Genomic DNA, 20,414 nt, shown 5'->3' on the forward strand with positions numbered 1-20,414 from the left:
AGTCGTTACTTAAGTGCATGGTTGAGCGTTCGGAGCAACTTGATTTGGCTTTTCACGCGCTCGCGGATGCCACGCGTCGGGGCATTCTCGATCGCCTCTCACGGGGACCCGCCTCCGTCAGCGAGCTGGCGAGGCCCTACGGCACGTCGCTCGCCGCGATCCACCAGCACGTCCAGGTGCTCGAGGCAAGCGGGCTCGTTGTGACGGAAAAACGCGGGCGCACCCGCGAGTGCCGGATCTCCAGCGAGGCGGTCGAGCGCGTTGAAAGCTGGTTGCACGAGCGCCGCCAGCTCTGGGAGAGCCGGTTCGACCGGCTTGGAAAGCTGCTCGAAAGCGGCGAATTCAAGGGTGAAACCGGACCTCTGGACCCGGCGGCGGGAGGAGATCACCAATGACGGCAGCGCCTTTCTTTCACGGTACATTCACGCTGAAACGCGTCTGGGCGGCCCCGCCCGCCCGGGTGTTCGGCGCATGGTCCGATCCCCACCTCAAGGCAAAATGGTTCACCGGTCCGCCGGAACGTTGGACGTTGCTGCGCCGGTCGATGGATTTTCGCGTGGGCGGACTGGAGGTGCTGGAAGGCCGCTTCAACGAGAGCGGCACGGTTACGCTTTTCGAGGCCCGCTACCATCTGATCGAGCCGGCCCGGCGTCTCGTCTATGCCTATGACCTCTATCACTCCGGACGCTTCCATTCGGTCACCTTGTCGAGCCTGGCACTCGAAGCGGAAGGGGACGGAACCCGCGTCTCCTATACGGAGCAGATCGTGTTTCTGGACGGGAAGGACGGGACTGCCGATCGCCGCCACGGAACAGGACTCCAGTTCGACATGATCGAAACCATCCTTCAAATCAACGGAGCCACGCAATGACGCTTGCACTATACGGGCACCCGTTTGCCTCCTTCGTATGGAAACCGCTGATCGCCCTCTACGAGCGCGACGTTTCCGGATGGTCGATCCCGATCATCCGGAGAACCAGGCGCGCATGACCGATCTCTCGCCCACCGGACAATTTCCCGCTCTGATCGACGGAGACAGGGAAATCACTGAGAGCAACGCCGTGATCGAGTATCTCGATCTGTTTCATGGGAACGAAACGCCGATGGTGCCGGAGGATCCGCGCGAAGCGCTGGGAGCGCGCATGATGGCGGACGTGTTCGACGATTATGTCCATGCGCCGATGCAGCGGATCGTCGATAATGCCCTGCGCGGCGAAGACGAGCGAGACCCGCGCGGCGTCGCCGACGCGCGCACCTTGCTCGATCGATGCTACGCCTGGCTGGAGCCCCGCCTGCAAGCGAGAGAATGGGCGGCGTGCGGCCGGTTCACCATTGCCGATTGTGCCGCCGCACCGGCACTATTCTATGCGGACTGGGTGCACCCGATCCCCGAACGCCATGCCGCGCTCGCCGCCTTCAGGGCACGGCTGCTGTCCCGCTCCTCCGTGGCACGCGTCGTCGACGAAGCACGTCCCTATCGAAGCTTCTTTCCGTTGGGAGCACCCGACCGGGACTAGCTAGCCCCTCCCCGTCTCGCGTCCCAGGCACGCGCGACGCTCCAGGCGGGAGAACTCAATCGAGCCCCGCCAATGCGGAGGCATTACGAATGGCGAGCGCGGCACCCGGGTTCGTTACGGGACGACCCGCGATAAAACGTGCCACGGAAAATTCGGGAAATTCAGCTTTCAAGCGAGCCGTGACTTTGGCCACCTCGACCGTATCGCCCACGGCCGCATGCGCAAGCGCCAGGAACATCAGCACGTCCGGCGACTGTGGCGCGCTTCTTTGGAGCGCCGCAATTGCCTCCATATGCCTGCCCGCGACGAAGAGAATGCGACCCTGCATGGCGAAATACCAAGGCGGGGCCAGCGGATTGAGTTGCATTGCGCGCTCCATAAGCGGAATTGCCTCGGACGGGTCGCCGACGACAAGAGCCTTGCTGCCAGCCAGCAGCATCAGTATGCCGGCGTGATTGGAACCGTATTCGAACGCTCGCCGATGCGCACGCTCCGCCCCCTCGCGGTCGCCTAGGCATGCCCTGAGATCGCCAAGGGAAGCGCAGGCGCAGATGTTCGTCGGGTCGAGTTGCAGCGCGTTTTCGATCGCCGTTCGCCAGTTTTCGATCGACGTTGGCAGATCGTGGCCGAAGCCGTTGCAGGCCTCCACCGAATAGGCATAGCCGAGCTCGGCCCAGGCACTGGCGAAGGTCGGATCGTGCTCCAGCGCGCGTGAAAACAGGCGAATTGCTTCCGCATTCCCGGAGCGGCTGAACGTCGTGTGCTGTTCGAGGGCAAGCAGGTAACAGTCGTAGGCGCTCAGGCTGGCCGGCGGCTTGCGGCGGATGGCCTTGCGGCCGACCGTGGCAAGTATGCCGAAACTGCCGGCAAGCAGGTTGATGATGCTTTCGGCGAGGCTGTCCTGCAGCGCGAAAATTTGCTCCACCGGGCGATCGTAGCGCTCACGCCACAGGCTGACGCCAGTGCGAATATCGGCAAGTTCGATCGTCAGCCGAATCCTCTCGTCATTCGCGCGCAGCCGGCCCGAAACGAGATAGGTGACGCCAAACGCCGCGCCGCCCGCCGCGAAATCGGCAGGCTTGCTGCCCAGCGCTTTCATCGTGTGGAAGGCAATGACAGGTAACCCCGCGTAGCGCGCCATGTCTATCGTGATGTCTGACGACAGCCCGTCGGCAAGGCGGAGCCATCGTTCTTCGGAATTCAAGCATTCGAAGGGGAATATGGCGAGCACCGGCAAGGCGTCGGCCAAGGGTGAAGGAGCATCGGGCTGCACATCGGAGGCACTGTTGAAGTAGGCCGCGAGTCCGACCTTGTTGTGCACCCCAAGTTTCTCGTAGATCGTGGCAAGGTGCGTACGAACGGTGGTCGGGGCGATGAAAAGCGCATTGCCGATTTCGCGATACGTCATGCCGGACGCGAATTTTTCTGCGATCATACGCTCGCGGTTCGACAATGCACCGAGCGCCTGGGCTTTCGAAACGCAATTCAGCACCATGGTGACCCCGTCCCAGGAACCTTCCTCGCTTCCGTCGGGAGAATACTACAGATGCAGTAGGACGAATACTGCATCTGCCCGGTCGCACTGCGGATGCACTCGTTGCAAGATTTCCCTGCGATAAGCTGCGATCTGCCAAGGGGCCGTGCGACTTGTTTCCAATGCGCATCGCCACTGTGCCTGGAAGCAGGAGCGACGCGCCTCGAACGCGGGGCTCGTTCTGGAAAGATCGGCGTGTTCCGCCTGTAAACCGGTAGCTGGAAGGGCTAACAATGAGCGCGAACTCATTCCTGGGGCTCGTGGCGATGCTTGTTGCAGTGTTTTCAGGACTGCAGGCACATGCCGCCGATGTCGATACCGCCATCGTCTTCGCGGTCGATTACTCATCCTCGGTCGACCCGGCTACCGCCGACCTGCAGCGCAAGGGACATGCCGCTGCCCTTACTTCGACCGAGGTCGTCGCGGCGATTGCCGGCAACCATCTCGGCTGCATCAGCATTGCTTATATTGAATGGGCGAGCCCGGGGCGCATAAGGACCGTGCTGCCCTGGACGAGCATCTGCACGCTTGAAGATGCCGAAGCGGCCGCCCTGGTGATCAACGAGCGCGGGGACACTGGCTTCAGTCGCAGCGGGCGCGGCGGTACGTCGGTTTCCTCTGCCATCGACGTTGCAAGTCTGTTGCTCGATCAGTTTCCAGGAAGGGCGACCAGAAAAATAATCGACATCTCTGCCAACGGCGAGAACAACGACGGGCTTCCTGTTGAGCCGAGCCGGCGGAAGGCAATTGCCAAAGGGTACACGATCAACGCGATTGCCATTCCAGCCCAGGATGACAATCCTGGCCACCAGCTGGCATCCTATTTTGCCGACTGCGTCATTGGTGGTCCCGAGGCTTTCGTGATGAGGCCGACGGCTCCAAGCGACTACACCAGGGCTCTCCGCCGCAAATTGCTGACTGAAATTAGTATGAACATTGAACCATAAATCCGCTACTGCACGCCGCGGCCAAGCATATTCGTACGACGCGCCTCGCCCACAGCCCCCGGCTAAAAGCTCAGTGCCGCCATATGGAATTGCAGTTGCTCCACCGGATAGCGATAGTCCCACCCCACCGGGCAGGCGTTGCGAGAGCGACAGCCCGCGGCAAAACAGCCACCCCTCCCCGTCTCGCCCAGATACGTGCGGCAATGCACGGCATCGAACTTACCGGAGGCCAAGGCTTGAGCGGGACAGGCTGCAACACACGGCTTTCCCTCGCAAGTATCGCAGGGATGCCCCATTACCGCCTCGCCCGATACCGGCAGCGGTCGGGCGAAGGCCAGCGCGCCGCGATAGCCGTGCCAGAGGCCAAAGCGCGGATGGATGAGAATTCCGAGCGGCGACTGCTTCAACCCTTCGGCGCGCATCGCCCATTGCTGGAAGGGTTGCCACGGCGGATCGGAGGGGAAATAGGCCGTCACACCCGTCGCCTCCGCCACCGGCAGGATCACCTGTTTCGACCAGTTGTCGAGCGGGTCCGTTCCGCCAGCATCCGCGGCACCTTCCCGCCAACGGCTGAAAGGCTCCCAGATCGAGCCGCCTATATTGCCGATGAGGGCGACGCTCGCCGCCGCCGCGCCGCCGTCAAGCGAGGGCGCCTCCTCGCCTTTTGCGAACGTCACCGTTCCGCGCAAAAAAAGACCGTGCGGCCGGAGGGCCGCACGGATCTTTTCGATTGAATGCTCCGCCGAAGCAGACGCCGCCGTCATTTCGGTTTCGGCCCCTGTAACTCGTAATGCGGGCGCCAGACCTCCTTCTGGATCATGTCCGCGACCTGCGCCCTGCCGCCTTGCTCCCTGGCGCGTTCGGGAGCCTTTCAGGTGAAGGCGTCCGGCATCGAGTCCTTGCGCCTGGCGATGAAGTCCTTGAGCGCTTCGTCGATGGCCGGATCGAGATACGGCGCCTCGTAGGTCTCGAGCCAGCTGCGGGCCAGCGCATTGGCGCGCTCTTCGATACGCTTCTGGCCTTCGATTTCCCACTGTTCGAAGGAATTGTTGTCGGCGAGCGGCGAGCGATAGAAGGCCGTCTGGAAGTTGGCCTGCGTATGGGCGCAGCCGAGATAGTGGCTGCCGGGTCCGACTTCGCGGATCGCGTCCATCGCCTGGGCGCTTTCCGACAGATCGACCCCTTCGGCCATCTTCTGCATCATGCCGAGTTGGTCCTGGTCGATCATGAACTTCTCGTAGGAGGAAACGAGACCCCCTTCGAGCCAGCCGGCCGAGTGCAGCACAAAGTTGGTACCGGCAAGCAGCGTCATGTTGAGCGTGCTCGCCGATTCATGCGCGGCCTGCGCATCCGGAACCTTCGAGCCGCAGAGCGAGCCGCCGGTACGGAACGGCAGTCCGAGCCGGCGGGCAAGCTGAGCCGCGCCGTAGGAGACGAGCGACGGCTCGGGCGTGCCGAAGGTCGGTGCACCCGACTGCATCGAGATCGAGGCCGCGAAGGTGCCGAAAAGCACCGGCGCGCCCTTGCGGATGAGCTGGGTGAAGGATGCACCGGCGAGCACTTCAGCGAGGATCTGCGCCAGCGTGCCGGCAACGGTCACCGGGCTCATGGCACCCGAAAGGATGAAGGGCGAGACCACGCAGGCCTGGTTATGGCGGGCATAGACCTTGGCGGCCCCCAGCATCGTCTCGTCGAAGACCATCGGCGAGTTGGCGTTGATGAGGTTCAGCGTCACCGTGTTGTTCTCGACGAAGTCGTCGCCGAACAGGATCTTCGCCATCGCCACCGTGTCTTCGGCGCGTTCGGGCGCCGTAACCGATCCCATGAAGGGTTTGTCGGAATAGCGCATATGGGTGTAGACCATATCGAGATGGCGCTTGTTGACCGGAACGTCGACGGGCTCGCAGACTGTGCCGCCCGAAGAATGCATGGACGGCGCCATATAGGCGAGCTTCACGAAGTTGCGGAAGTCCTCGATGGTGGCGTAGCGACGGTTGCCTTCGAGGTCGCGCACGAAGGGCGGTCCGTAGACCGGCGCGAAGACCGTCGCCTTGCCGCCGATTTGCGCGTTCCGCTCAGGATTGCGCGCATTCCAGGTGAACTCCTTCGGTGCGCTCTTCAGGAGCTCGCGGCAGAGGCCTTTCGGGAAATGCACCCGCTGGCCGCGTACGTCGGCGCCCGCCGCCTTCCAGAGTTCGAGCGCTTCTGCGTCGTCGCGAAACTCGATGCCGATCTCTTCGAGTATGATATCGGCATTGCGCTCGATGATCTGCAGACCCTCTTCGTCAAGCACTTCATATTCGCGAATCTTGCGCTGGATATAGGGCAAAGACGGTCCCGGACCGCCACCGGTGCGGGAGGCGCGGCGTGCCGCCGCTCCCCGTCCCTCGCCACGCGCGCGGCGTCCGCCGCCTTCGACCGCGCCTTGTTCTGTCACGTCGCTCATTCGCTCGTTTCCTCTCCCGCCGTGTCTCTCCTTGTTAAGACGCGGCAACACTCTGGACCGGATTGGGCGCATAATCTTTTCCCGGGATCGAATCCAGTGGTCAAGACCATGCGCCGGCATCATTTCGGTATAATGCTAGCAAGCCGCCGGCCCGGTACGGGTCTCAATGCGCCAACGGGTGGCGCATCTTAGACACTCGGCCGACGCGCGACACAGACCCGCCAGCCACGCGATGGGCGGCTTCCGAACTGCATCCGCCTTTGAGAATCAAGCGCATCTGGGGGCGAACGGAGCTGCGCACCGCGCCGTAAGGCGGCAATATGCCGAAGGACCGATGGAACCGAGAGGCCCTGAGCAGGTTACGCAAACGGGTCCCCACGGCTGTGCCGAGAACCTGCGGCGAACACAAGGAATGTGGGTAGCCCGTGAATGTCTTGCTAGTCGCTTTTCGTCATATGCGACGTCGCATTCGAAAAGAGATTTTTAGGCATCGCCCGCTAAGGATTGGGCAGCGTCCGGATTGTGCCCAAGATCGTGCCCACCCGTGCGAAATCACCGTGCCAGGAACCGAGGAAACCCACTATGGCAGACGATGAAATCATTCTCGAGGACCTTTCCGACGAAGAACTCGTGCAGCAGATGCACGACGATCTTTATGATGGTCTCAAGGAAGAAATCGAGGATGGCACGCGCATCCTCCTCGATCGCGGCTGGACGCCCTACGACATTTTGACCAAAGCGCTCGTTGAAGGCATGCGCATCGTGGGCATCGACTTCCGCGACGGCATCCTGTTCGTTCCGGAAGTGCTGCTCTCGGCCAATGCGATGAAGGCCGGCATGACCATCCTTCGCCCGCTGCTTGCCGAAACCGGTGCGCCGAAGCTCGGCAAGATGGTGATCGGTACCGTCAAGGGCGACATCCACGATATCGGCAAGAATCTCGTGGGCATGATGATGGAAGGCGCCGGCTTCGATGTCGTCGACCTCGGCATCAACAACCCGGTCGAGAACTATCTCGAAGCGCTCGAGCGCGAGAAGCCCGATATTCTCGGCATGTCGGCTCTGCTCACGACGACCATGCCCTACATGAAGGTCGTGATCGATACGATGAAGGAAAAGGGCCTGCGCGATGACTATGTCGTGCTCGTCGGCGGCGCGCCGCTGAACGAAGAATTCGGCAAGGCCGTTGGCGCCGACGCCTATTGCCGCGATGCTGCGGTCGCCGTCGAAACTGCCAAGGACTTCATCAAGCGCAAGCACAATCAGCTTGCCGCCGGCTGAGGCCGCCTTATCTTGAAGAGAAAGCCGGCTGCGCGGATGAACCCGGCAGCCGGCTTTCTACGCTTCAGGCGAATACAGGATCGGATCAGTTCGTCGCTCTTGCGATCTTGCGCCCGACATTCGAGGTATCCTGTCCTATGCCGCGGATGGTGTTGCCGCAGGAAGTCAAGGTTGCGAGAACCATCAGGACGATGCCGACCGTCGCGAGCGTTTTCGTTTTCATAGGCGCGATTCCTTCACGTTATTGCGAGGCCGAATAGAGATGGAAAATCTGCCGGAGGCAAGAGAACGTGATGCATCGATGAAAGTCCAGGTCATCGGCTGCGGCGCGATCGCGCGCGAGATCCTCGCGATCTGTGAGGCAAACCGGCTGGACCACATCACCCTCAGCTGTCTGCCGGCCATCTGGCACAACACCCCGGAAAAGATCGTGCCCGGGCTGCGCCAAGCGATCGCCGCGGCGCGCGCGGAAGGTTTCGAGCGCATCTTCGTCGCCTATGCCGATTGCGGCACCGGCGGCCTCATCGACCGGCTCTGCGAAGAGGAAGGCGTAGACCGCATTCCCGGGCCGCACTGCTATTCCTTCTTCGCGGGCAATGATGCCTTCGCCGAGCGCTGGGACGAGGACATCACCGCCTTTTTCCTTACCGATTTCCTCGCCCGCCAGTTCGAAACCTTCGTCATCGAGCCGCTCGGCCTCGACAGGCACCCGGAACTCAGGGACATGTATTTCGGCCATTACCGAAAACTCGTCTACCTGTCGCAGGTGGAAGACGAGGCCCTCCAGGCGAAGGCGCGTCGCGCCGCCGATATGCTCGGACTGGAATACGAGTACCGTTACACCGGCTATGGCGATCTGACGCGGTCGCTGACCGAAGCGTGAGCGGTTCCTCCTGACCGGCAGCAATTGTCCCGCGCCCGCTTAATACAACCGTAACGCCTGCGACCGCATATCTTTTTGCCGAAGTTGCTGCGGCGCGTCGCGTTTACCGGTGAAAGTCATGAAAAGCGAAAAGGCGAAAGCCCCGGGCAACCGACGCATCGTCGTCGTCACCGCCGGCGGCGACAATCCGAACATCATGATCAATGCCCTTGCCGCTCGTTTCGACGACGTCGTCGTCCTGCAGGAACAGCCGGAGCCGAAGGCGCTCTTCGTCAGGCGGCGCGCCCGCAAGCTCGGCTGGCCGACCGCACTCGGTCAACTGGCGACGATGATCGTCTCACGTTTCGGCAAGCACTTGACGCAACGTCGGGCGGAAGCGATTCTGCGCGCCTATGGCGTTTCCGCTGAGCCCGACCCGTCAATCCCCGTTCACCGAATTGCGTCGATCAACGACGCAGAGGCACACGGCCAACTGCAAGCGCTTCAACCCGCCGTCGTCTTCCTGATAAGTTGCCGCATGCTGAAGCCGGAAACGCTTGCGGCCATCCCCTGCCCGATCATCAACTTCCATGCCGGCATCAATCCGCAATATCGCGGCCTGATGGGCGGCTACTGGGCGCTCGTCAATGGCGATGCCGAGAATTTCGGGGCGACCGTGCATCTGGTCGACGAAGGCGTCGACACTGGCGGCATCCTCTACCAGACGCGACAGGTGCCGAGCCCTGACGACACGATGCACACCTACCCGCTGCTGCAGACCGCCGCTGCCACCGGCATTGCGGCCCAGGCGGTCGAAGATGCACTCGCCGGAGAGCTCCGGTCCGCCGCCGTCGACGCGCCGTCGAGGCAGTGGTACCACCCGCCGATCTGGGTCTGGTTGTCGAACGGCATTCGACGCGGGATCTGGTAGAGCCGGCAGCGTCCTTTGCGCATCCCTTATCTACGGGAGGAGCATGATCCGACCGGAGTGAAACGAGGATCGATAAGATCATGCGTCAGAAAGAAAGCGTTGGAGCGCCGATCTGGTCCAGTCGGATCGAAACGCGCTCCAAAAGGCCGCACGGCACTGTTGAGTGCTTCGCGTATTTGAACTAAAGAAGGCGGCAGTATTAGCCCAGATGGGTCAAGTTTTACGTTTTTCTGCACCGCCGGTTAATCCCTTCCCATTATCATGCGTGCGATGGGGGCGAACAGGAGACCCAGCCGTGAAATCGCAGACAGGAAATCCGGCCGCGCTGACCGGCAACCGCAGCACTGTCGTGCGCGGCGTTCTCGCCCTGCTCGTTGCAGCGACGGCGTCGGCCTGCTCGGCAGTGACGGATCGGGATATTCAGACCGCATCGGTAACGAAAGAGGTCGGCTACCCCGTCTCCACCAGCGAGCAACCCGCGACAAAGCGGGTCACCGTCACGCAAAAGCCAACCAAAGTCGATCGCACCGCCTATCTGGGGCGCGCACCCTATATCTGCACGCCGAGTGGTTTCGGCAGCACGTCGCGCTGCTTCCTTCGATAGGCGCAGATGGCGCTGCCCGGGTGGTCCACAGCCACGCGACCAGGACCCTGATACCGGTCCTCTGTTCGAGCCGTCCGACGGCTGGGATCATTCGGCCTTGTCCAGGCGTGCTTCGATCCCGGCGAGACGTGCCCTCACATAGTTGCCGCGCCGCAGCTTGGTGAATTCGTCGTCAGTATTCGCAGGCGCGTTCTTGAAAACATACCACTCGCCAGCCGGTTCGCGCTTCTGCAGGATGACGCCGCCCTGCTTGCGATGGCTGAAGCAGGTCGTTGCCGGAGCAGAGCCGGCCTCGGCGTGCCACTCGGCCCTGAAGCACAGTTTTCCCGGACCCGTGATGAACCATCGCCCCACGCCGTAGGAGGGAGTGCCGTTCTCGTTCGACCAGGCGGTAAACCGGCGCTCCCGCACGGAGAAGTATCCCGCACCCGCTTTCCATATCCACGACTTTTGGCCGTAGAGATTGTAGAGCTCCTTGTGCGTCAGCGGTGTTGCTCCTTGAGGGTTCACGCGGCCGCCCGCGGCTTCGGCGAGCGATGTCGCACTCCCCATTGCCACGCCGACGGCGACGATCAACGATAGTGTGCGAAGGGGCGACTTCATCTCATGTCTCCTCTCGGTGATTGCAGCGCCGCGCTAATTGCCGGCTTCCCGCACCACCCGCCAATCGGGCCGTCCGTAACCGTCGGGCCACGGGTAGACTTCGCGATCGTTGAAATAGACGACCGCCGTGAGTTCCGGGAATTCGGCATGGCGCTTGGCCACGCTTGCCGCCCAGTCCGCCACATAGGCGGCATCGCCCTCGTAGCCGAGCTCGGCCACCATGATCGGTTTGCCATAGCCCTTTACCCGCTCATAGCCGGGCGCCAGCCGTTCCGGAAACGTCTGGTCACGACCGGTGGTGCCGCGGTCATACTGCTGGTAGCCGAATACCGACAGTCCGATCAGGTCCACGACATCGTCGCCGGGATAGAATACCTCCAGCCCCGGATTGCCCTTGGGCGACCACATGAATCGAGCATTCTTCACATGCGCCCGACACACCGTCACCATGCGCCGATAGGCCGCCTTGAATTCCTCACCCGACCAGTGCGACCAGGAGAACTGGTTGTCCGTTTCATCCATTTCCTGGCCCCAGCGGATGATAATGGGGCTTTTCAGACCGGCGACGGTCGAGCAGACCGCCGCCATGTACGCGTCACGCTCCCCGCTCAGAATGCTGCGCAGGAGCTCCCGCTCCGTGACCCGCCACTCAGGCGACCAGGACCAGGGCTCGACCGTAATCATGAGAGTACGTCCCCGCGCATACGCATAATCGTCGGCAAGGGCCAAGGTCGATAGTTCGACGTCTTCCCAGGGCAGGAAGAGATGTTCGATTTTGGACTGCAACGGCTCGCCGAAATCGCCATGGGGATCATAGGCCCCGAAGTCGATGGAATCTTCCGTCAGCACGGGCCGCTTCTGCGACGGCATCACCGTGGTGGCAGACGCCGCCTCCGGAAGGCCGCGCGGCAAGCTGGCCGCCAGAACGCTGCCCGACAGCATCAGGCCCATGCATGAAAGGGAAATAGCCTTTATCCGCTTGTTCATTGCACACCTCCAACCTCGTTCGCCTCGGCTGGCCGGCGAACGCTGTTTGCTCCTGAATTCGGCTCGGTAACAGTGAGCTCCTGTATGATCGCGAGTCGCGTACTGACCAGATCCCCGACGACGAGTTCATGGAACTCGTCGTCGGTCGCCGGTTTGTCGTGTTTGAATACGTACCAGTCCCCCGCGGGCTCGCGCTTCTGGTAGACGGTGCCGTCCAGCACCCGGTGGCTGAAACAGGTCTTGTCCGGGGCCGCACCCCCTTGGCTGTGCCAAATCGCCTTCAGGCAGAGCATGCCGCTGTCCGTGACGATCCAGCGTCCCTCTGCCCAGGTCGCGGTCTTGCCATCTCGCGCCCAGGCCCTGAACAGGCGGCCCTCATCCCTCATGAAGCCCGCGCCATCATCCCATTTCCAGCTTTTGTCGCGGAACATCATGTAAAGCTCCACGCCTGTCATCGGGCGCGCGGCGGTCGGCACGAAGGCCTCAGCCGCCGCGGGAGTGGGTGCCAGGAGGAAAACGGTCGAGGCGGCAATACTCGCGGAGAACATGCCCGGCAATCCGCCGCGGCCAGTCTCCCGATTTGTCGATGTTGCCGTCATCCTTTGATCCTCAGCGCACCTCTTCCACCGGCACGGAGACCAGGCGGGGTCGGAAAACGATCCTGCGCAGTCTGTCACCACCCTGCCCGGCACCGGCGGCGCCATAGCGCTCTTCGAATAGGCGCAGGCGCCCCATCCCCAAGCTACCCGTCCCCCAGGCGAGTGCCTCGAGTCCTTGCTTTCCGTGCTCCGCCGTCGCGATCCCGGGCAAGGCGACGAGTGCGGCAAGCCCAACCGCCATTGTCGGCCGATAGAAGCGCGGCGCCCTGACAAGTGCGTTCTCCCGCGCATGGCGTGCGACGATGACCATAAGTAGCATGCAGTAGATCGCCGCATTGAGAATCGCGAAGAGATAGAAGCCCTTGGCCTTGTCGGCATCGCTGACGATGAGAACCGGCAACACTGCTGCGACGGCGAGAACCACGTACGGCGCCAGCACGCGCAAGGGCAGCGGATCGACCTCGGACGCCCCCTTCGGCGTGACGCGAAAGTCCACGAAGGATCCGGTGAGCCAATCGCGTAGTGCCGCCGCCGTGCCGGCGAGCGCCCATGGCCAACGCGCAAAGAGGAAGAACATGCATTCCCAACTCAGAACATTCGCGTCATGGGGGCGGAAAGAACCGCACGCCCGCCAGCGATAGGCCAGGAACACGAGGATGATCGAAAGCGGTGCAAAATGGAGCAGGAAATCCGGGTAGGTGACCGCAACGAACGTCTCGCCGCGCGCGAGCGCGATAGTCGGCATCGCATACATCGCGGCCATGAAGCAGGCGAAAAGCGGATACCAGAGCTGCGCGAAGAGAAACTGGAATTTCAGCGGCAGCGACAGCCGGCCCACCAGACGCGGCGAATATTGCAGCAGCAGCGTGACGAGGCTGCGTGACCATTGGAACTCCTGGGTAACCAGATCGGCGAAAGTGCGCGGCCCGTCGCCATGCGCGATGGCATCGAGCGCGTGTACGCCGCGCCAGCCGGCAGCATTCATCATCAACGTCGTCGAATGATCCTCCGCCAGTTCGGGTCCGAGCCCGCCGATATTCTTGAGCGCCGCGGTGCGCACCGCGTAATGAGAGCCGATGCAGAGCGGAGCGAGGCCGCCATTGTAGCCGGCCTGCAGCGAGCCATGCATGCTCGCCTCTGCATAGAGCCGCCCGCGGGCCGACCAACTCTCGGCCGCGTTCCGGTCGCAAATGCTGGGCGCCGAGACATAACCCACCTTCGGATCGGCAAAGGGGCGCAGCATCTCACGCAGATAGCCGGGCTCGGGAACGTGGTCCGCGTCGAGTTGGGCGACGAAGTCATAGCGATCATAGCCGTAATGATCGTAGAAGAACGCGAGGTTGCCCTCCTTGCAACGCGTGCGCCGCGGCCACGTGGTCCGGTGGTAATCGCTGCGTCCGCTGCGGGTCGAGACGAACACACGATTCCTCCGGCACCAGTCCAGCGTCGCCGCTGACGGGTCCTCGTCCGCGAGCCAGGTGTCGTGCGGCACATCCTGGGCGAGCATCTCTGTCAATGTCTTCGATACGACGGAAAAGGGCTCGGACGGTGCCTTGGTGACGACCATCGCCACACGGCTGCCTTCCGGCAGCCGCAGCGGCCCGTTCGGCTTCTTCGCACGGTAGAAGACAGCGATGAAATACCCCGGCAGCAAGGTGACCCAGGCAAGGACCACTGTCACCGCGATGCTGCTTAAAGCGTCCACGTGGTGGCGCGGCTCCAGCCACCAGTTCCAAAAGTAGACGAGCGCGGCAATCCAGAGACCCGCTCCGGCCAGGTATTCGATGCGGCGATAGCCCGTAAAAAGCGGGACGAGCAGCGGTTCGCCGCCGCGCCGTGCCTCCGCTTTCCCACTGGCGTCAAGGCGAATCATGACCGCACCTCCAGCCCGAAGAAAGGTGCGGCCGTTCGCACGATGGTTTCGAGGTCGGAGAACTGCGGCAGGAAGCCGAGGCTGCGCTGCGCAAGGCTCGCATCCGCATAGAGCGCCGGCGGATCGCCGTAGCGCCGCTGGTGAAAGACGACCGGGACGGCGCGGCCGGTCAGTTCGCCGATCGTGCGAAGAACCTCCTTGATCGAAAGCCCGTGGCCGGTACCGAGGTTAAGCGCGAGGCTGCCGCCGCCGTTTTCGAGATGCCGGTAGGCAAGCACATGGGCGATTGCAAGGTCCGCCACATGGACATAGTCGCGGATGCATGTCCCATCGGGCGTCTCGTAGTCGGCACCGAATACCTCCAGATGCGGGATCGTCCCCGCCGCGGCCATCAGTGCCCGCGGGATGAGATGCGTCTCCGGATCGTGCCATTCGCCGAGGTCGCCCTCCGGATCAGCGCCGCAGGCGTTGAAATATCGCAGCGACACGTAAGTGAGGCCGAAGGCCGCGCCATAGTCCGCCAGCATGTGCTCGGCGATCAGCTTTGTCTTGCCGTAGGGATTGATCGGCTGCTGCGGCGTCGCCTCGTCGATCGGCAACACTTTCGGTATGCCGTAGGTGGCGCAGCTCGACGAAAAGATGAGTTTGCCGAGACGCGTCGCCCGGCAGGCATCGAGGAGTGACAGCGTTCCACGAACGTTGTTGTTGTAATATTTGGCAGGGTCGGCGACGGACTCGCCGACATAGGCGGATGCCGCGAAATGAATGACGGCGACCGGTCGATAGTGTTCGATGACGCCGATCAGACGGCTCGTGTCGAGAACATCCCCGTGCACGAACGGTCCCCAGCGTACCGCGGAGCGGTTTCCCGTCGTCAGGTTGTCGTAGACCACCGGCTCGATCCCGGCGAGGCGGAGACATTTTGCGGTATGGCTGCCGATATAGCCGGCGCCACCCGTCACAAGAATAGGCGGGGCGCCCATCAGACCGGCTCCAGGACATTCCGCCTCGGCAGGGAAAGAAGCCCGTCGAAATAGCGGATGGTCTGGGCAAGGCCTGCCGACAGGTCGACGGTCGGCCGCCAGCCGAGTTCCCGCCCCGCCAGCGAGATGTCGGGGCGGCGTTGCCGCGGATCGTCGACGGGCAGCGGCTGGCGGACGATCCTTGACCGCGAGCCGGTCAATTGGATCACCTGTTCAGCGAGCTCGGCGATCGTGAACTCTCCCGGGTTGCCAAGATTGACCGGCCCGGTGAGCGAAGCCGGCGACCCCATCAGCCGCACCAACCCGTCGATCAGATCGTCGACGAAACAGAAGGAACGGGTTTGCGAACCGTCGCCATATACGGTGATGTCCTCCCCCTTCAGCGCCTGGACGATGAAGTTGGACACGACGCGTCCGTCGTCCGGGCGCATCCTGGGACCATAGGTATTGAAGATGCGAACGATCTTGATCTCGACGCCGCGGGCCTTGTGGAAGTCGAAGAATAGGGTTTCGGCGCAGCGCTTGCCCTCGTCGTAGCAAGAGCGCGGACCAAAGGAGTTGACGTTACCCCAATAGGCTTCCACCTGCGGATGAACCTGCGGATCGCCGTAGACCTCGGACGTCGATGCCTGGAGGATGCGCGCGCCACGGCGAGCCGCGAGCTCCAGAAGGTTGAGCGACCCGATCACGCAGGTCTTCGTCGTTTGAATCGGATCGGCCTGGTAATGCGGCGGCGACGCTGGGCAGGCGAGATTGTAGATTTCGTCCGCCTCGAGATCGAGCGGCTCCACGATGTCGTGAGCGATGACGCGAAAGGTATCGAAGCGCTTCAGCCGGGCGATATTGCGCCTCAACCCTGTCGAGAAATTGTCGAGGCAGACGACCTGGTGTCCAGCGCCGAGAAGCAGTTCGCAGAGATGCGACCCCAGGAAGCCGGCGCCCCCGGTAACGAGTATTCGCTTGTGTCGTTTCCGAGAGCGCCCTGCTTCATCATTCTCTTTCGTCGCAGACAAAATACTTCTTGCGTCGTTTCGAAAATAGTTCACCGAAAAGCCCCAGAAATATTTTACTATAAAAAACAGACATTCGCCAAAATAGGAATTATTAGGTGATATAAACGTACCTTACAAAAATAGGCAATGCTGAACTTCTGCAGTACTTCGGCTAATCGGTGTGAAAATCCTACAACCATTCGGGGTAGATTGTCGTTATCATTCAATCCCGATAGTTATCCCGCCGTACATTTCTGCTCAAAAAGAGTTGGGTCCTACCGCAAAAAGGGGACGGTCGATGAATACCGCGGGAGGCGATCCCGCTCCAGGCTCCGGTGTCTCGATTGGACAGGATGATGTTTGCAGCCGATCCGAAGCCCGAGGGATCTGCCGAAAGCCCGTTCGCCGGTCGGCGAACGGGTCGAAAATTAATTATAAGGCGAATAGCACGCCTGCCGCGGGCCACTGTAAGGCTGGAAGGAGTTGTCCCAGGCCCGATAGGAGCGGTAGCGGTTGTAGCACCAACTGACGTGGCGCGCCGGCAAACGTGGCTCCGCGTAACGCGGGGCGGCGTAACGCGGCTGCGGAGGCGCCGCTATCGCACCGCCGATGACCATGCCCGCCCCGAAGGCCGCCAACGGATACCACCAGCCGTCACTATGCCTGCGGTAGCCGTGCCGGTGATGGCGATAGCCCCGATGACCGTTATACCAGCCATGATGACGTTCGCGGTCGCGCCAGCGGCGATGCCGTACCAGATCAATATCGTTTGGCTGGGTTACGGCAATGGACGCAGCCGGCATGGCCTGCGCTGGAACGTAGCTGGTAAAGGCCGTCGCAGCGGCAAGAAGGATGGCTCCGATCTTCTTCATCTCAACACCTGTTTGCTTCGAATGCGCGGATGGTGGTCCTTCCAGTCTGAACCTGCCATGAACATCATTATCGCGATATTCTAAAATACATATGGAGTTCCGATGCACGCTCGCTCGTGTACACGACAGCCTGCACCTCTCCGACCGAGGAGACGCTGCATGACGTGACTGCCGCCGTCGGACGGACCCGACTGGCCCGGAAACGGCCGGTGTGGAGCGTCGTTTTTGGACATATCCGACGTCGTGCCAAGGTGAGCCACGACACAGCGGACATGCGCATTGTCCGCTTTAGAGGAGAACAGGAATCCGATGGCAGACCGCATTATTGTCTACTGGCGCGACATCCCCGCCCAGGTCATCATCAAGCAGGGCCGCAAGAGCGCCAAACGCGAACTTTCGCTTCGCTTCACCGAGGCGATCGACATGTGCGCCATGCGCACCGGCGCGGCGGAAACCGACGATTATCTCTCCGAGTGGCGCAAGTCCGATCCCGTTCCGGTTTCGGACGACCTCGAGGCCGAAGCCGACAAGGCGGCGGCCGAACTGGAGACCGCTTACGACAAGGAGCGGCTCGTCGTCCTCGTCAAGGCTGGAGGGCGCGAAAATGCCTGATCCAAAAGTCGTCACCGGCAATGCCCAGCCCGCCAAGAAGGCGGCGACGGGTGCCTACACGCCAAACAATGTCTCGCCGAGCCGCCGCGCGCGCCACAAGTACACCGTCCGGCTCTGGGCGGTTCGCCACTCGCGCTTCCTCGAGTGGTTTTATAACCGTTTCGCCGACATGTTCCTGATGCTGCACCCGCTTTGGAGCGCCATCGGTTACTCGCGGGTCGAGCGGCCGGTGACTTTCGTCGAGCGCCACGTGAAGGGTTTTCTCTTCGACTGTCGGATGTGCGGCCAGTGCGCGCTGTCCTCGACCGGCATGTCCTGCCCGATGAACTGTCCGAAGCAGCTCAGGAACGGCCCCTGCGGCGGCGTGCGCGCCAATGGCCATTGCGAGGTCGAGCCGGACATGCCGTGCGTGTGGGTACAGGCCTGGAAGGGCTCGCAGAGTATGGTCAAAGGCGACGCCATCATGAACGTGCAAAAGCCGGTCAACCAGTCGCTACGGGAAACCTCCTCCTGGCTGCGGGTGACGGCAGAAGCCGCCGCTCGGCGTGAAGAATTGAAGAAGGAAGTCCAGTAATGAGTCCGGACATCAACCCGCACGATCCCGGCGCCCCCCTCGAGCCCCTGCCCGGCCACTCCTCGAGAGGCCGGCTGGAGCGCGTGCTGCGCCGTGGCGAGTTCGCGGTCACGGCCGAGCTCAACCCGCCGGACAGCGCAAACCCCGAGGACGTTTACGAGCGCGCTTCGGTCTTCGACGGCTGGGTAGACGGCATCAATGCGGTCGATGCCTCCGGCGCCAATTGCCACATGTCGTCCGTCGGCATTTGCGCATTGCTGACGCGCATGGGCTATGCCCCGATCATGCAGATCGCCTGCCGCGACAAGAATCGCATCGCCATACAGGGCGACGTGCTCGGCGCTTCGGCCATGGGCGTGCAGAACATCATGTGTCTCACGGGCGATGGCGTACAGGCCGGCGATCAGCCGGGAGCGAAGCCGGTCTTCGACCTCGACTGCATGTCGCTGCTCCAGACCGTCCGCACCATGCGCGACAATTCGAAGTTCCTGTCGGGCCGCAAGCTGACGACGCCGCCGCAGGTCTTTCTCGGCGCGGCGATCAACCCTTTCGCCCCGCCTTACGACTTCCGGCCCTATCGGCTCGCGAAAAAGATCGAGGCCGGCGCCCAGTTCGTGCAGAGCCAGTATTGCTTCGACGTGCCGATGTTCCGCGAATACATGAACAAGGTGCGCGATCTCGGCCTGCACGAGAAGTGCTTTATCCTGGTCGGCGTCGGCCCGATGGCCTCCGCCAAGACGGCCCGCTGGATCCGCTCCAACGTGCCGGGCATCCACATCCCCGACAGCATCGTCAAGCGGCTGGAGGGAGCTCAGGACCAGAAAAAGGAAGGCAAGCAGCTCTGCATCGACATCATCAACGAGGTGAAGGAGATCGAGGGCGTCTCGGGCGTCCACGTGATGGCCTACCGCCAGGAAGAGTATGTCGCGGAAATCGTCCATGAATCGGGCGTGCTGAAGGGCCGTCGGCCGTGGCAGCGCGAGGCCGCCCCAACCGATACGCTGGTCGCCGAGCGGCTCGAGCACATTCGCGAAGGCATAGAGGAAAATCAGCAGCAGATGGCGGAAGCCGCGGCACACCACCCGCATTGACGAATACGCGGCAAAGGCGCGACAAGGTCGCACCTTTCGCTTATGACGCGACGGACAAACAGGCGCATCGGCTCATCCGGCGTCTTACAAACCGAGAACCAGCCCATTAAATAGGGCCACGCCACAGGACCAGAGGACCTTTCATGACCCGCACCATCGTTGCATCTGCTACCCGCGAGATCGTCATCGGCTTCGACCAGCCGTTCTGCGTCATCGGGGAACGCATCAATCCGACCGGCCGCAAGAAGCTCGCCGCCGAAATGATCGAAGGCAACTTCGAGACCGTCATCAAGGACGCGTTGGAGCAGGTTGCCGCAGGTGCCACGATGCTCGACGTCAATGCCGGCGTGACCGCCGTCAACCCGAACGAGACCGAGCCGCCGCTGCTCGTCAAGACGCTCGAGATCGTCCAGGGTCTCGTCGACGTGCCGCTGTCGATCGACAGCTCGGTGACAGCGGCGATCGAGGCCGGTCTCAGGGTCGCCAAGGGGCGCCCGCTCGTCAACTCGGTCACCGGCGAGGAAGAAAAGCTCGAGGCGATCTTGCCGCTCGTCAAGAAATACGACGTGCCGGTGGTGGCGATCTCCAACGACGAGACCGGTATCTCCATGGATCCGGACGTCCGCTTCGCCGTCGCCAAGAAGATCGTTGAGCGCGCCGCCGACTACGGCATCAAGCCGCACGACATCGTCGTCGATCCGCTCGTCATGCCGATCGGCGCGCTCGGATCGGCCGGCCAGCAGGTGTTCGCGCTGCTGCGCCGTCTGCGCGAAGAGCTCAAGGTCAACACTACTTGCGGCCTTTCCAACATCTCCTTCGGCCTGCCGCATCGCCACGGCATCAATGCCGGCTTCATTCCGATGGTGATCGGCGCCGGCATGACCTCCGCCATCATGAACCCCTGCCGCCCGCAGGAAATGGAAGCGGTACGCGCGGCCAACGTTCTGAACGGCACCGATCCGAACTGCGGCCACTGGATCATGACCTATCGCGACCACAAGCCGGCCGAGGGCGGCCATGTGGTAGCGGCCGCGGCACCGGCCGGTGGCGGCGGACGTCGCGGCGGACGCGCGGCACGCGCCGGCGGCAGCGCAAGGGCGGAGTGA

General features: G+C 62.5%; 22 protein-coding genes and 1 pseudogene. 12 read left to right on the forward strand and 11 right to left on the reverse strand.

Features of this window, described 5'->3' with window-relative positions:
- Positions 1 to 17 precede the first annotated feature (17 nt).
- The 3 genes and pseudogenes from AC4P1R_RS08770 to AC4P1R_RS08780 all read left to right on the forward strand — a co-directional run bounded on the left by AC4P1R_RS08770 (position 18) and on the right by AC4P1R_RS08780 (position 1,517).
- Positions 18 to 395: an ArsR/SmtB family transcription factor gene (locus tag AC4P1R_RS08770; RefSeq protein WP_069458275.1), complete on the forward strand. Its 378-nt coding sequence runs from the start codon at positions 18 to 20 to the stop codon at positions 393 to 395.
- Positions 392 to 871: an SRPBCC family protein gene (locus tag AC4P1R_RS08775; RefSeq protein WP_069458274.1), complete on the forward strand. Its 480-nt coding sequence runs from the start codon at positions 392 to 394 to the stop codon at positions 869 to 871. The genes AC4P1R_RS08770 and AC4P1R_RS08775 overlap by 4 nt, the downstream gene beginning before the upstream one ends.
- A pseudogene (locus AC4P1R_RS08780) lies at positions 868 to 1,517 on the forward strand (glutathione S-transferase family protein). The gene AC4P1R_RS08775 and the pseudogene AC4P1R_RS08780 overlap by 4 nt, the downstream one beginning before the upstream one ends.
- 55 nt (positions 1,518 to 1,572) lie before the next feature.
- Here the strand turns inward: AC4P1R_RS08780 and AC4P1R_RS08785 are convergent.
- The gene (locus tag AC4P1R_RS08785; RefSeq protein ID WP_069458272.1) at positions 1,573 to 3,012 is read right to left on the reverse strand and encodes a LuxR C-terminal-related transcriptional regulator; all 1,440 of its coding nucleotides are present in this window, start codon (positions 3,010 to 3,012) and stop codon (positions 1,573 to 1,575) included.
- Positions 3,013 to 3,284: 272 nt separating this feature from the next.
- On the opposite strand from AC4P1R_RS08785, the gene AC4P1R_RS08790 reads away from it, so the two are divergent.
- Complete coding sequence (locus tag AC4P1R_RS08790; RefSeq protein ID WP_069458271.1) at positions 3,285 to 3,998, forward strand: DUF1194 domain-containing protein; 714 nt, start codon at positions 3,285 to 3,287, stop codon at positions 3,996 to 3,998.
- Positions 3,999 to 4,060: 62 nt separating this feature from the next.
- On the opposite strand, the gene AC4P1R_RS08795 is transcribed toward AC4P1R_RS08790, so the two are convergent.
- Entirely contained in the window at positions 4,061 to 4,762 is a 702-nt protein-coding gene (locus tag AC4P1R_RS08795; RefSeq protein ID WP_492176640.1) for a ferredoxin, read from the reverse strand.
- Between the two features lie 107 nt (positions 4,763 to 4,869).
- Positions 4,870 to 6,444: a trimethylamine methyltransferase family protein gene (locus AC4P1R_RS08800; protein ID WP_492176641.1), complete on the reverse strand. Its 1,575-nt coding sequence runs from the start codon at positions 6,442 to 6,444 to the stop codon at positions 4,870 to 4,872.
- 582 nt (positions 6,445 to 7,026) lie between these two features.
- Between AC4P1R_RS08800 and AC4P1R_RS08805 the strand changes: the two genes are divergently transcribed.
- On the forward strand, positions 7,027 to 7,725 hold the full coding sequence (locus tag AC4P1R_RS08805; protein WP_069458268.1) for a corrinoid protein: 699 nt from the start codon (positions 7,027 to 7,029) through the stop codon (positions 7,723 to 7,725).
- Between the two features lie 85 nt (positions 7,726 to 7,810).
- Here the strand turns inward: AC4P1R_RS08805 and AC4P1R_RS08810 are convergent, their stop codons facing one another.
- Complete coding sequence (locus tag AC4P1R_RS08810) at positions 7,811 to 7,948, reverse strand: entericidin A/B family lipoprotein (RefSeq protein ID WP_069458267.1); 138 nt, start codon at positions 7,946 to 7,948, stop codon at positions 7,811 to 7,813.
- 39 nt (positions 7,949 to 7,987) lie between these two features.
- Here AC4P1R_RS08810 and AC4P1R_RS08815 point away from each other — a divergent pair, with 39 nt between their 5' ends.
- From AC4P1R_RS08815 to AC4P1R_RS08825, 3 genes are all read left to right on the forward strand, one after another.
- Positions 7,988 to 8,608 (forward strand): DUF1638 domain-containing protein, encoded by a 621-nt coding sequence (locus tag AC4P1R_RS08815; RefSeq protein WP_069458266.1) that lies wholly within the window; start codon positions 7,988 to 7,990, stop codon positions 8,606 to 8,608.
- Between the two features lie 118 nt (positions 8,609 to 8,726).
- Positions 8,727 to 9,518, forward strand: coding sequence for a formyl transferase (locus tag AC4P1R_RS08820; RefSeq protein ID WP_492176642.1), 792 nt, complete (start codon positions 8,727 to 8,729; stop codon positions 9,516 to 9,518).
- A 295-nt stretch (positions 9,519 to 9,813) separates the two neighbouring features.
- Positions 9,814 to 10,122: a hypothetical protein gene (locus AC4P1R_RS08825; protein WP_492176643.1), complete on the forward strand. Its 309-nt coding sequence runs from the start codon at positions 9,814 to 9,816 to the stop codon at positions 10,120 to 10,122.
- A gap of 87 nt (positions 10,123 to 10,209) precedes the next feature.
- On the opposite strand, the gene AC4P1R_RS08830 is transcribed toward AC4P1R_RS08825, so the two are convergent.
- From AC4P1R_RS08830 to AC4P1R_RS08860, 7 genes are all read right to left on the reverse strand, one after another.
- A complete protein-coding gene (locus tag AC4P1R_RS08830) occupies positions 10,210 to 10,725 on the reverse strand; it encodes a DUF995 domain-containing protein (RefSeq protein ID WP_492176644.1) in 516 nt (171 codons plus the stop codon).
- Positions 10,726 to 10,758: 33 nt separating this feature from the next.
- Complete coding sequence (locus tag AC4P1R_RS08835; protein ID WP_492176645.1) at positions 10,759 to 11,712, reverse strand: glycoside hydrolase family 26 protein; 954 nt, start codon at positions 11,710 to 11,712, stop codon at positions 10,759 to 10,761.
- Positions 11,709 to 12,260, reverse strand: coding sequence for a DUF995 domain-containing protein (locus AC4P1R_RS08840; protein ID WP_492176646.1), 552 nt, complete (start codon positions 12,258 to 12,260; stop codon positions 11,709 to 11,711). The genes AC4P1R_RS08835 and AC4P1R_RS08840 overlap by 4 nt, the downstream gene beginning before the upstream one ends.
- Positions 12,261 to 12,321: 61 nt before the next feature.
- A complete protein-coding gene (locus AC4P1R_RS08845) occupies positions 12,322 to 14,184 on the reverse strand; it encodes a glycosyltransferase family 2 protein (RefSeq protein ID WP_492176647.1) in 1,863 nt (620 codons plus the stop codon).
- Positions 14,181 to 15,167 carry a UDP-glucose 4-epimerase GalE gene (gene galE, locus AC4P1R_RS08850; protein ID WP_492176648.1) on the reverse strand — a complete coding sequence of 329 codons (987 nt, stop codon included), beginning with the start codon at positions 15,165 to 15,167 and terminating at the stop codon, positions 14,181 to 14,183. The genes AC4P1R_RS08845 and galE overlap by 4 nt, the downstream gene beginning before the upstream one ends.
- Positions 15,167 to 16,180 carry a UDP-glucuronic acid decarboxylase family protein gene (locus tag AC4P1R_RS08855; protein ID WP_492176649.1) on the reverse strand — a complete coding sequence of 338 codons (1,014 nt, stop codon included), beginning with the start codon at positions 16,178 to 16,180 and terminating at the stop codon, positions 15,167 to 15,169. The genes galE and AC4P1R_RS08855 overlap by 1 nt, the downstream gene beginning before the upstream one ends.
- Positions 16,181 to 16,587: 407 nt before the next feature.
- Positions 16,588 to 17,031 carry a BA14K family protein gene (locus AC4P1R_RS08860; RefSeq protein WP_069458257.1) on the reverse strand — a complete coding sequence of 148 codons (444 nt, stop codon included), beginning with the start codon at positions 17,029 to 17,031 and terminating at the stop codon, positions 16,588 to 16,590.
- Between the two features lie 309 nt (positions 17,032 to 17,340).
- Here AC4P1R_RS08860 and AC4P1R_RS08865 point away from each other — a divergent pair, with 309 nt between their 5' ends.
- The 4 genes from AC4P1R_RS08865 (at position 17,341) to AC4P1R_RS08880 (ending at position 20,414) form a co-directional block, all read left to right on the forward strand.
- Positions 17,341 to 17,643 (forward strand): virulence factor, encoded by a 303-nt coding sequence (locus tag AC4P1R_RS08865; protein WP_492176650.1) that lies wholly within the window; start codon positions 17,341 to 17,343, stop codon positions 17,641 to 17,643.
- On the forward strand, positions 17,636 to 18,217 hold the full coding sequence (locus tag AC4P1R_RS08870; RefSeq protein WP_492176651.1) for a methylenetetrahydrofolate reductase C-terminal domain-containing protein: 582 nt from the start codon (positions 17,636 to 17,638) through the stop codon (positions 18,215 to 18,217). The genes AC4P1R_RS08865 and AC4P1R_RS08870 overlap by 8 nt, the downstream gene beginning before the upstream one ends.
- A complete protein-coding gene (locus AC4P1R_RS08875; protein WP_069458254.1) occupies positions 18,217 to 19,308 on the forward strand; it encodes a methylenetetrahydrofolate reductase in 1,092 nt (363 codons plus the stop codon). Before AC4P1R_RS08870 ends, AC4P1R_RS08875 begins: the two co-directional genes overlap by 1 nt.
- Before the next feature lie 143 nt (positions 19,309 to 19,451).
- Entirely contained in the window at positions 19,452 to 20,414 is a 963-nt protein-coding gene (locus tag AC4P1R_RS08880; protein WP_069458253.1) for a methyltetrahydrofolate cobalamin methyltransferase, read from the forward strand.

The organism is Sinorhizobium sp. Y406, from assembly GCF_058732025.1.

Bases quoted from the DNA above. Each gene is read 5' to 3' on its own strand.
- AC4P1R_RS08880 (WP_069458253.1), top strand. From the start codon at position 19,452: ATGACCCGCACCATCGTTGCATCTGCTACCCGCGAGATCGTCATCGGC.
- AC4P1R_RS08800 (WP_492176641.1), bottom strand. From the start codon at position 6,444: ATGAGCGACGTGACAGAACAAGGCGCGGTCGAAGGCGGCGGACGCCGC.
- AC4P1R_RS08830 (WP_492176644.1), bottom strand. From the start codon at position 10,725: ATGAAGTCGCCCCTTCGCACACTATCGTTGATCGTCGCCGTCGGCGTG.
- AC4P1R_RS08795 (WP_492176640.1), bottom strand. From the start codon at position 4,762: ATGACGGCGGCGTCTGCTTCGGCGGAGCATTCAATCGAAAAGATCCGT.
- AC4P1R_RS08835 (WP_492176645.1), bottom strand. From the start codon at position 11,712: ATGAACAAGCGGATAAAGGCTATTTCCCTTTCATGCATGGGCCTGATG.
- AC4P1R_RS08840 (WP_492176646.1), bottom strand. From the start codon at position 12,260: ATGTTCTCCGCGAGTATTGCCGCCTCGACCGTTTTCCTCCTGGCACCC.
- AC4P1R_RS08845 (WP_492176647.1), bottom strand. From the start codon at position 14,184: ATGATTCGCCTTGACGCCAGTGGGAAAGCGGAGGCACGGCGCGGCGGC.
- AC4P1R_RS08860 (WP_069458257.1), bottom strand. From the start codon at position 17,031: ATGAAGAAGATCGGAGCCATCCTTCTTGCCGCTGCGACGGCCTTTACC.
- AC4P1R_RS08785 (WP_069458272.1), bottom strand. From the start codon at position 3,012: ATGGTGCTGAATTGCGTTTCGAAAGCCCAGGCGCTCGGTGCATTGTCG.
- AC4P1R_RS08870 (WP_492176651.1), top strand. From the start codon at position 17,636: ATGCCTGATCCAAAAGTCGTCACCGGCAATGCCCAGCCCGCCAAGAAG.
- AC4P1R_RS08805 (WP_069458268.1), top strand. From the start codon at position 7,027: ATGGCAGACGATGAAATCATTCTCGAGGACCTTTCCGACGAAGAACTC.
- AC4P1R_RS08775 (WP_069458274.1), top strand. From the start codon at position 392: ATGACGGCAGCGCCTTTCTTTCACGGTACATTCACGCTGAAACGCGTC.
- galE (WP_492176648.1), bottom strand. From the start codon at position 15,167: ATGGGCGCCCCGCCTATTCTTGTGACGGGTGGCGCCGGCTATATCGGC.
- AC4P1R_RS08865 (WP_492176650.1), top strand. From the start codon at position 17,341: ATGGCAGACCGCATTATTGTCTACTGGCGCGACATCCCCGCCCAGGTC.
- AC4P1R_RS08820 (WP_492176642.1), top strand. From the start codon at position 8,727: ATGAAAAGCGAAAAGGCGAAAGCCCCGGGCAACCGACGCATCGTCGTC.
- AC4P1R_RS08815 (WP_069458266.1), top strand. From the start codon at position 7,988: ATGGAAAATCTGCCGGAGGCAAGAGAACGTGATGCATCGATGAAAGTC.
- AC4P1R_RS08875 (WP_069458254.1), top strand. From the start codon at position 18,217: ATGAGTCCGGACATCAACCCGCACGATCCCGGCGCCCCCCTCGAGCCC.
- AC4P1R_RS08810 (WP_069458267.1), bottom strand. From the start codon at position 7,948: ATGAAAACGAAAACGCTCGCGACGGTCGGCATCGTCCTGATGGTTCTC.
- AC4P1R_RS08790 (WP_069458271.1), top strand. From the start codon at position 3,285: ATGAGCGCGAACTCATTCCTGGGGCTCGTGGCGATGCTTGTTGCAGTG.
- AC4P1R_RS08770 (WP_069458275.1), top strand. From the start codon at position 18: ATGGTTGAGCGTTCGGAGCAACTTGATTTGGCTTTTCACGCGCTCGCG.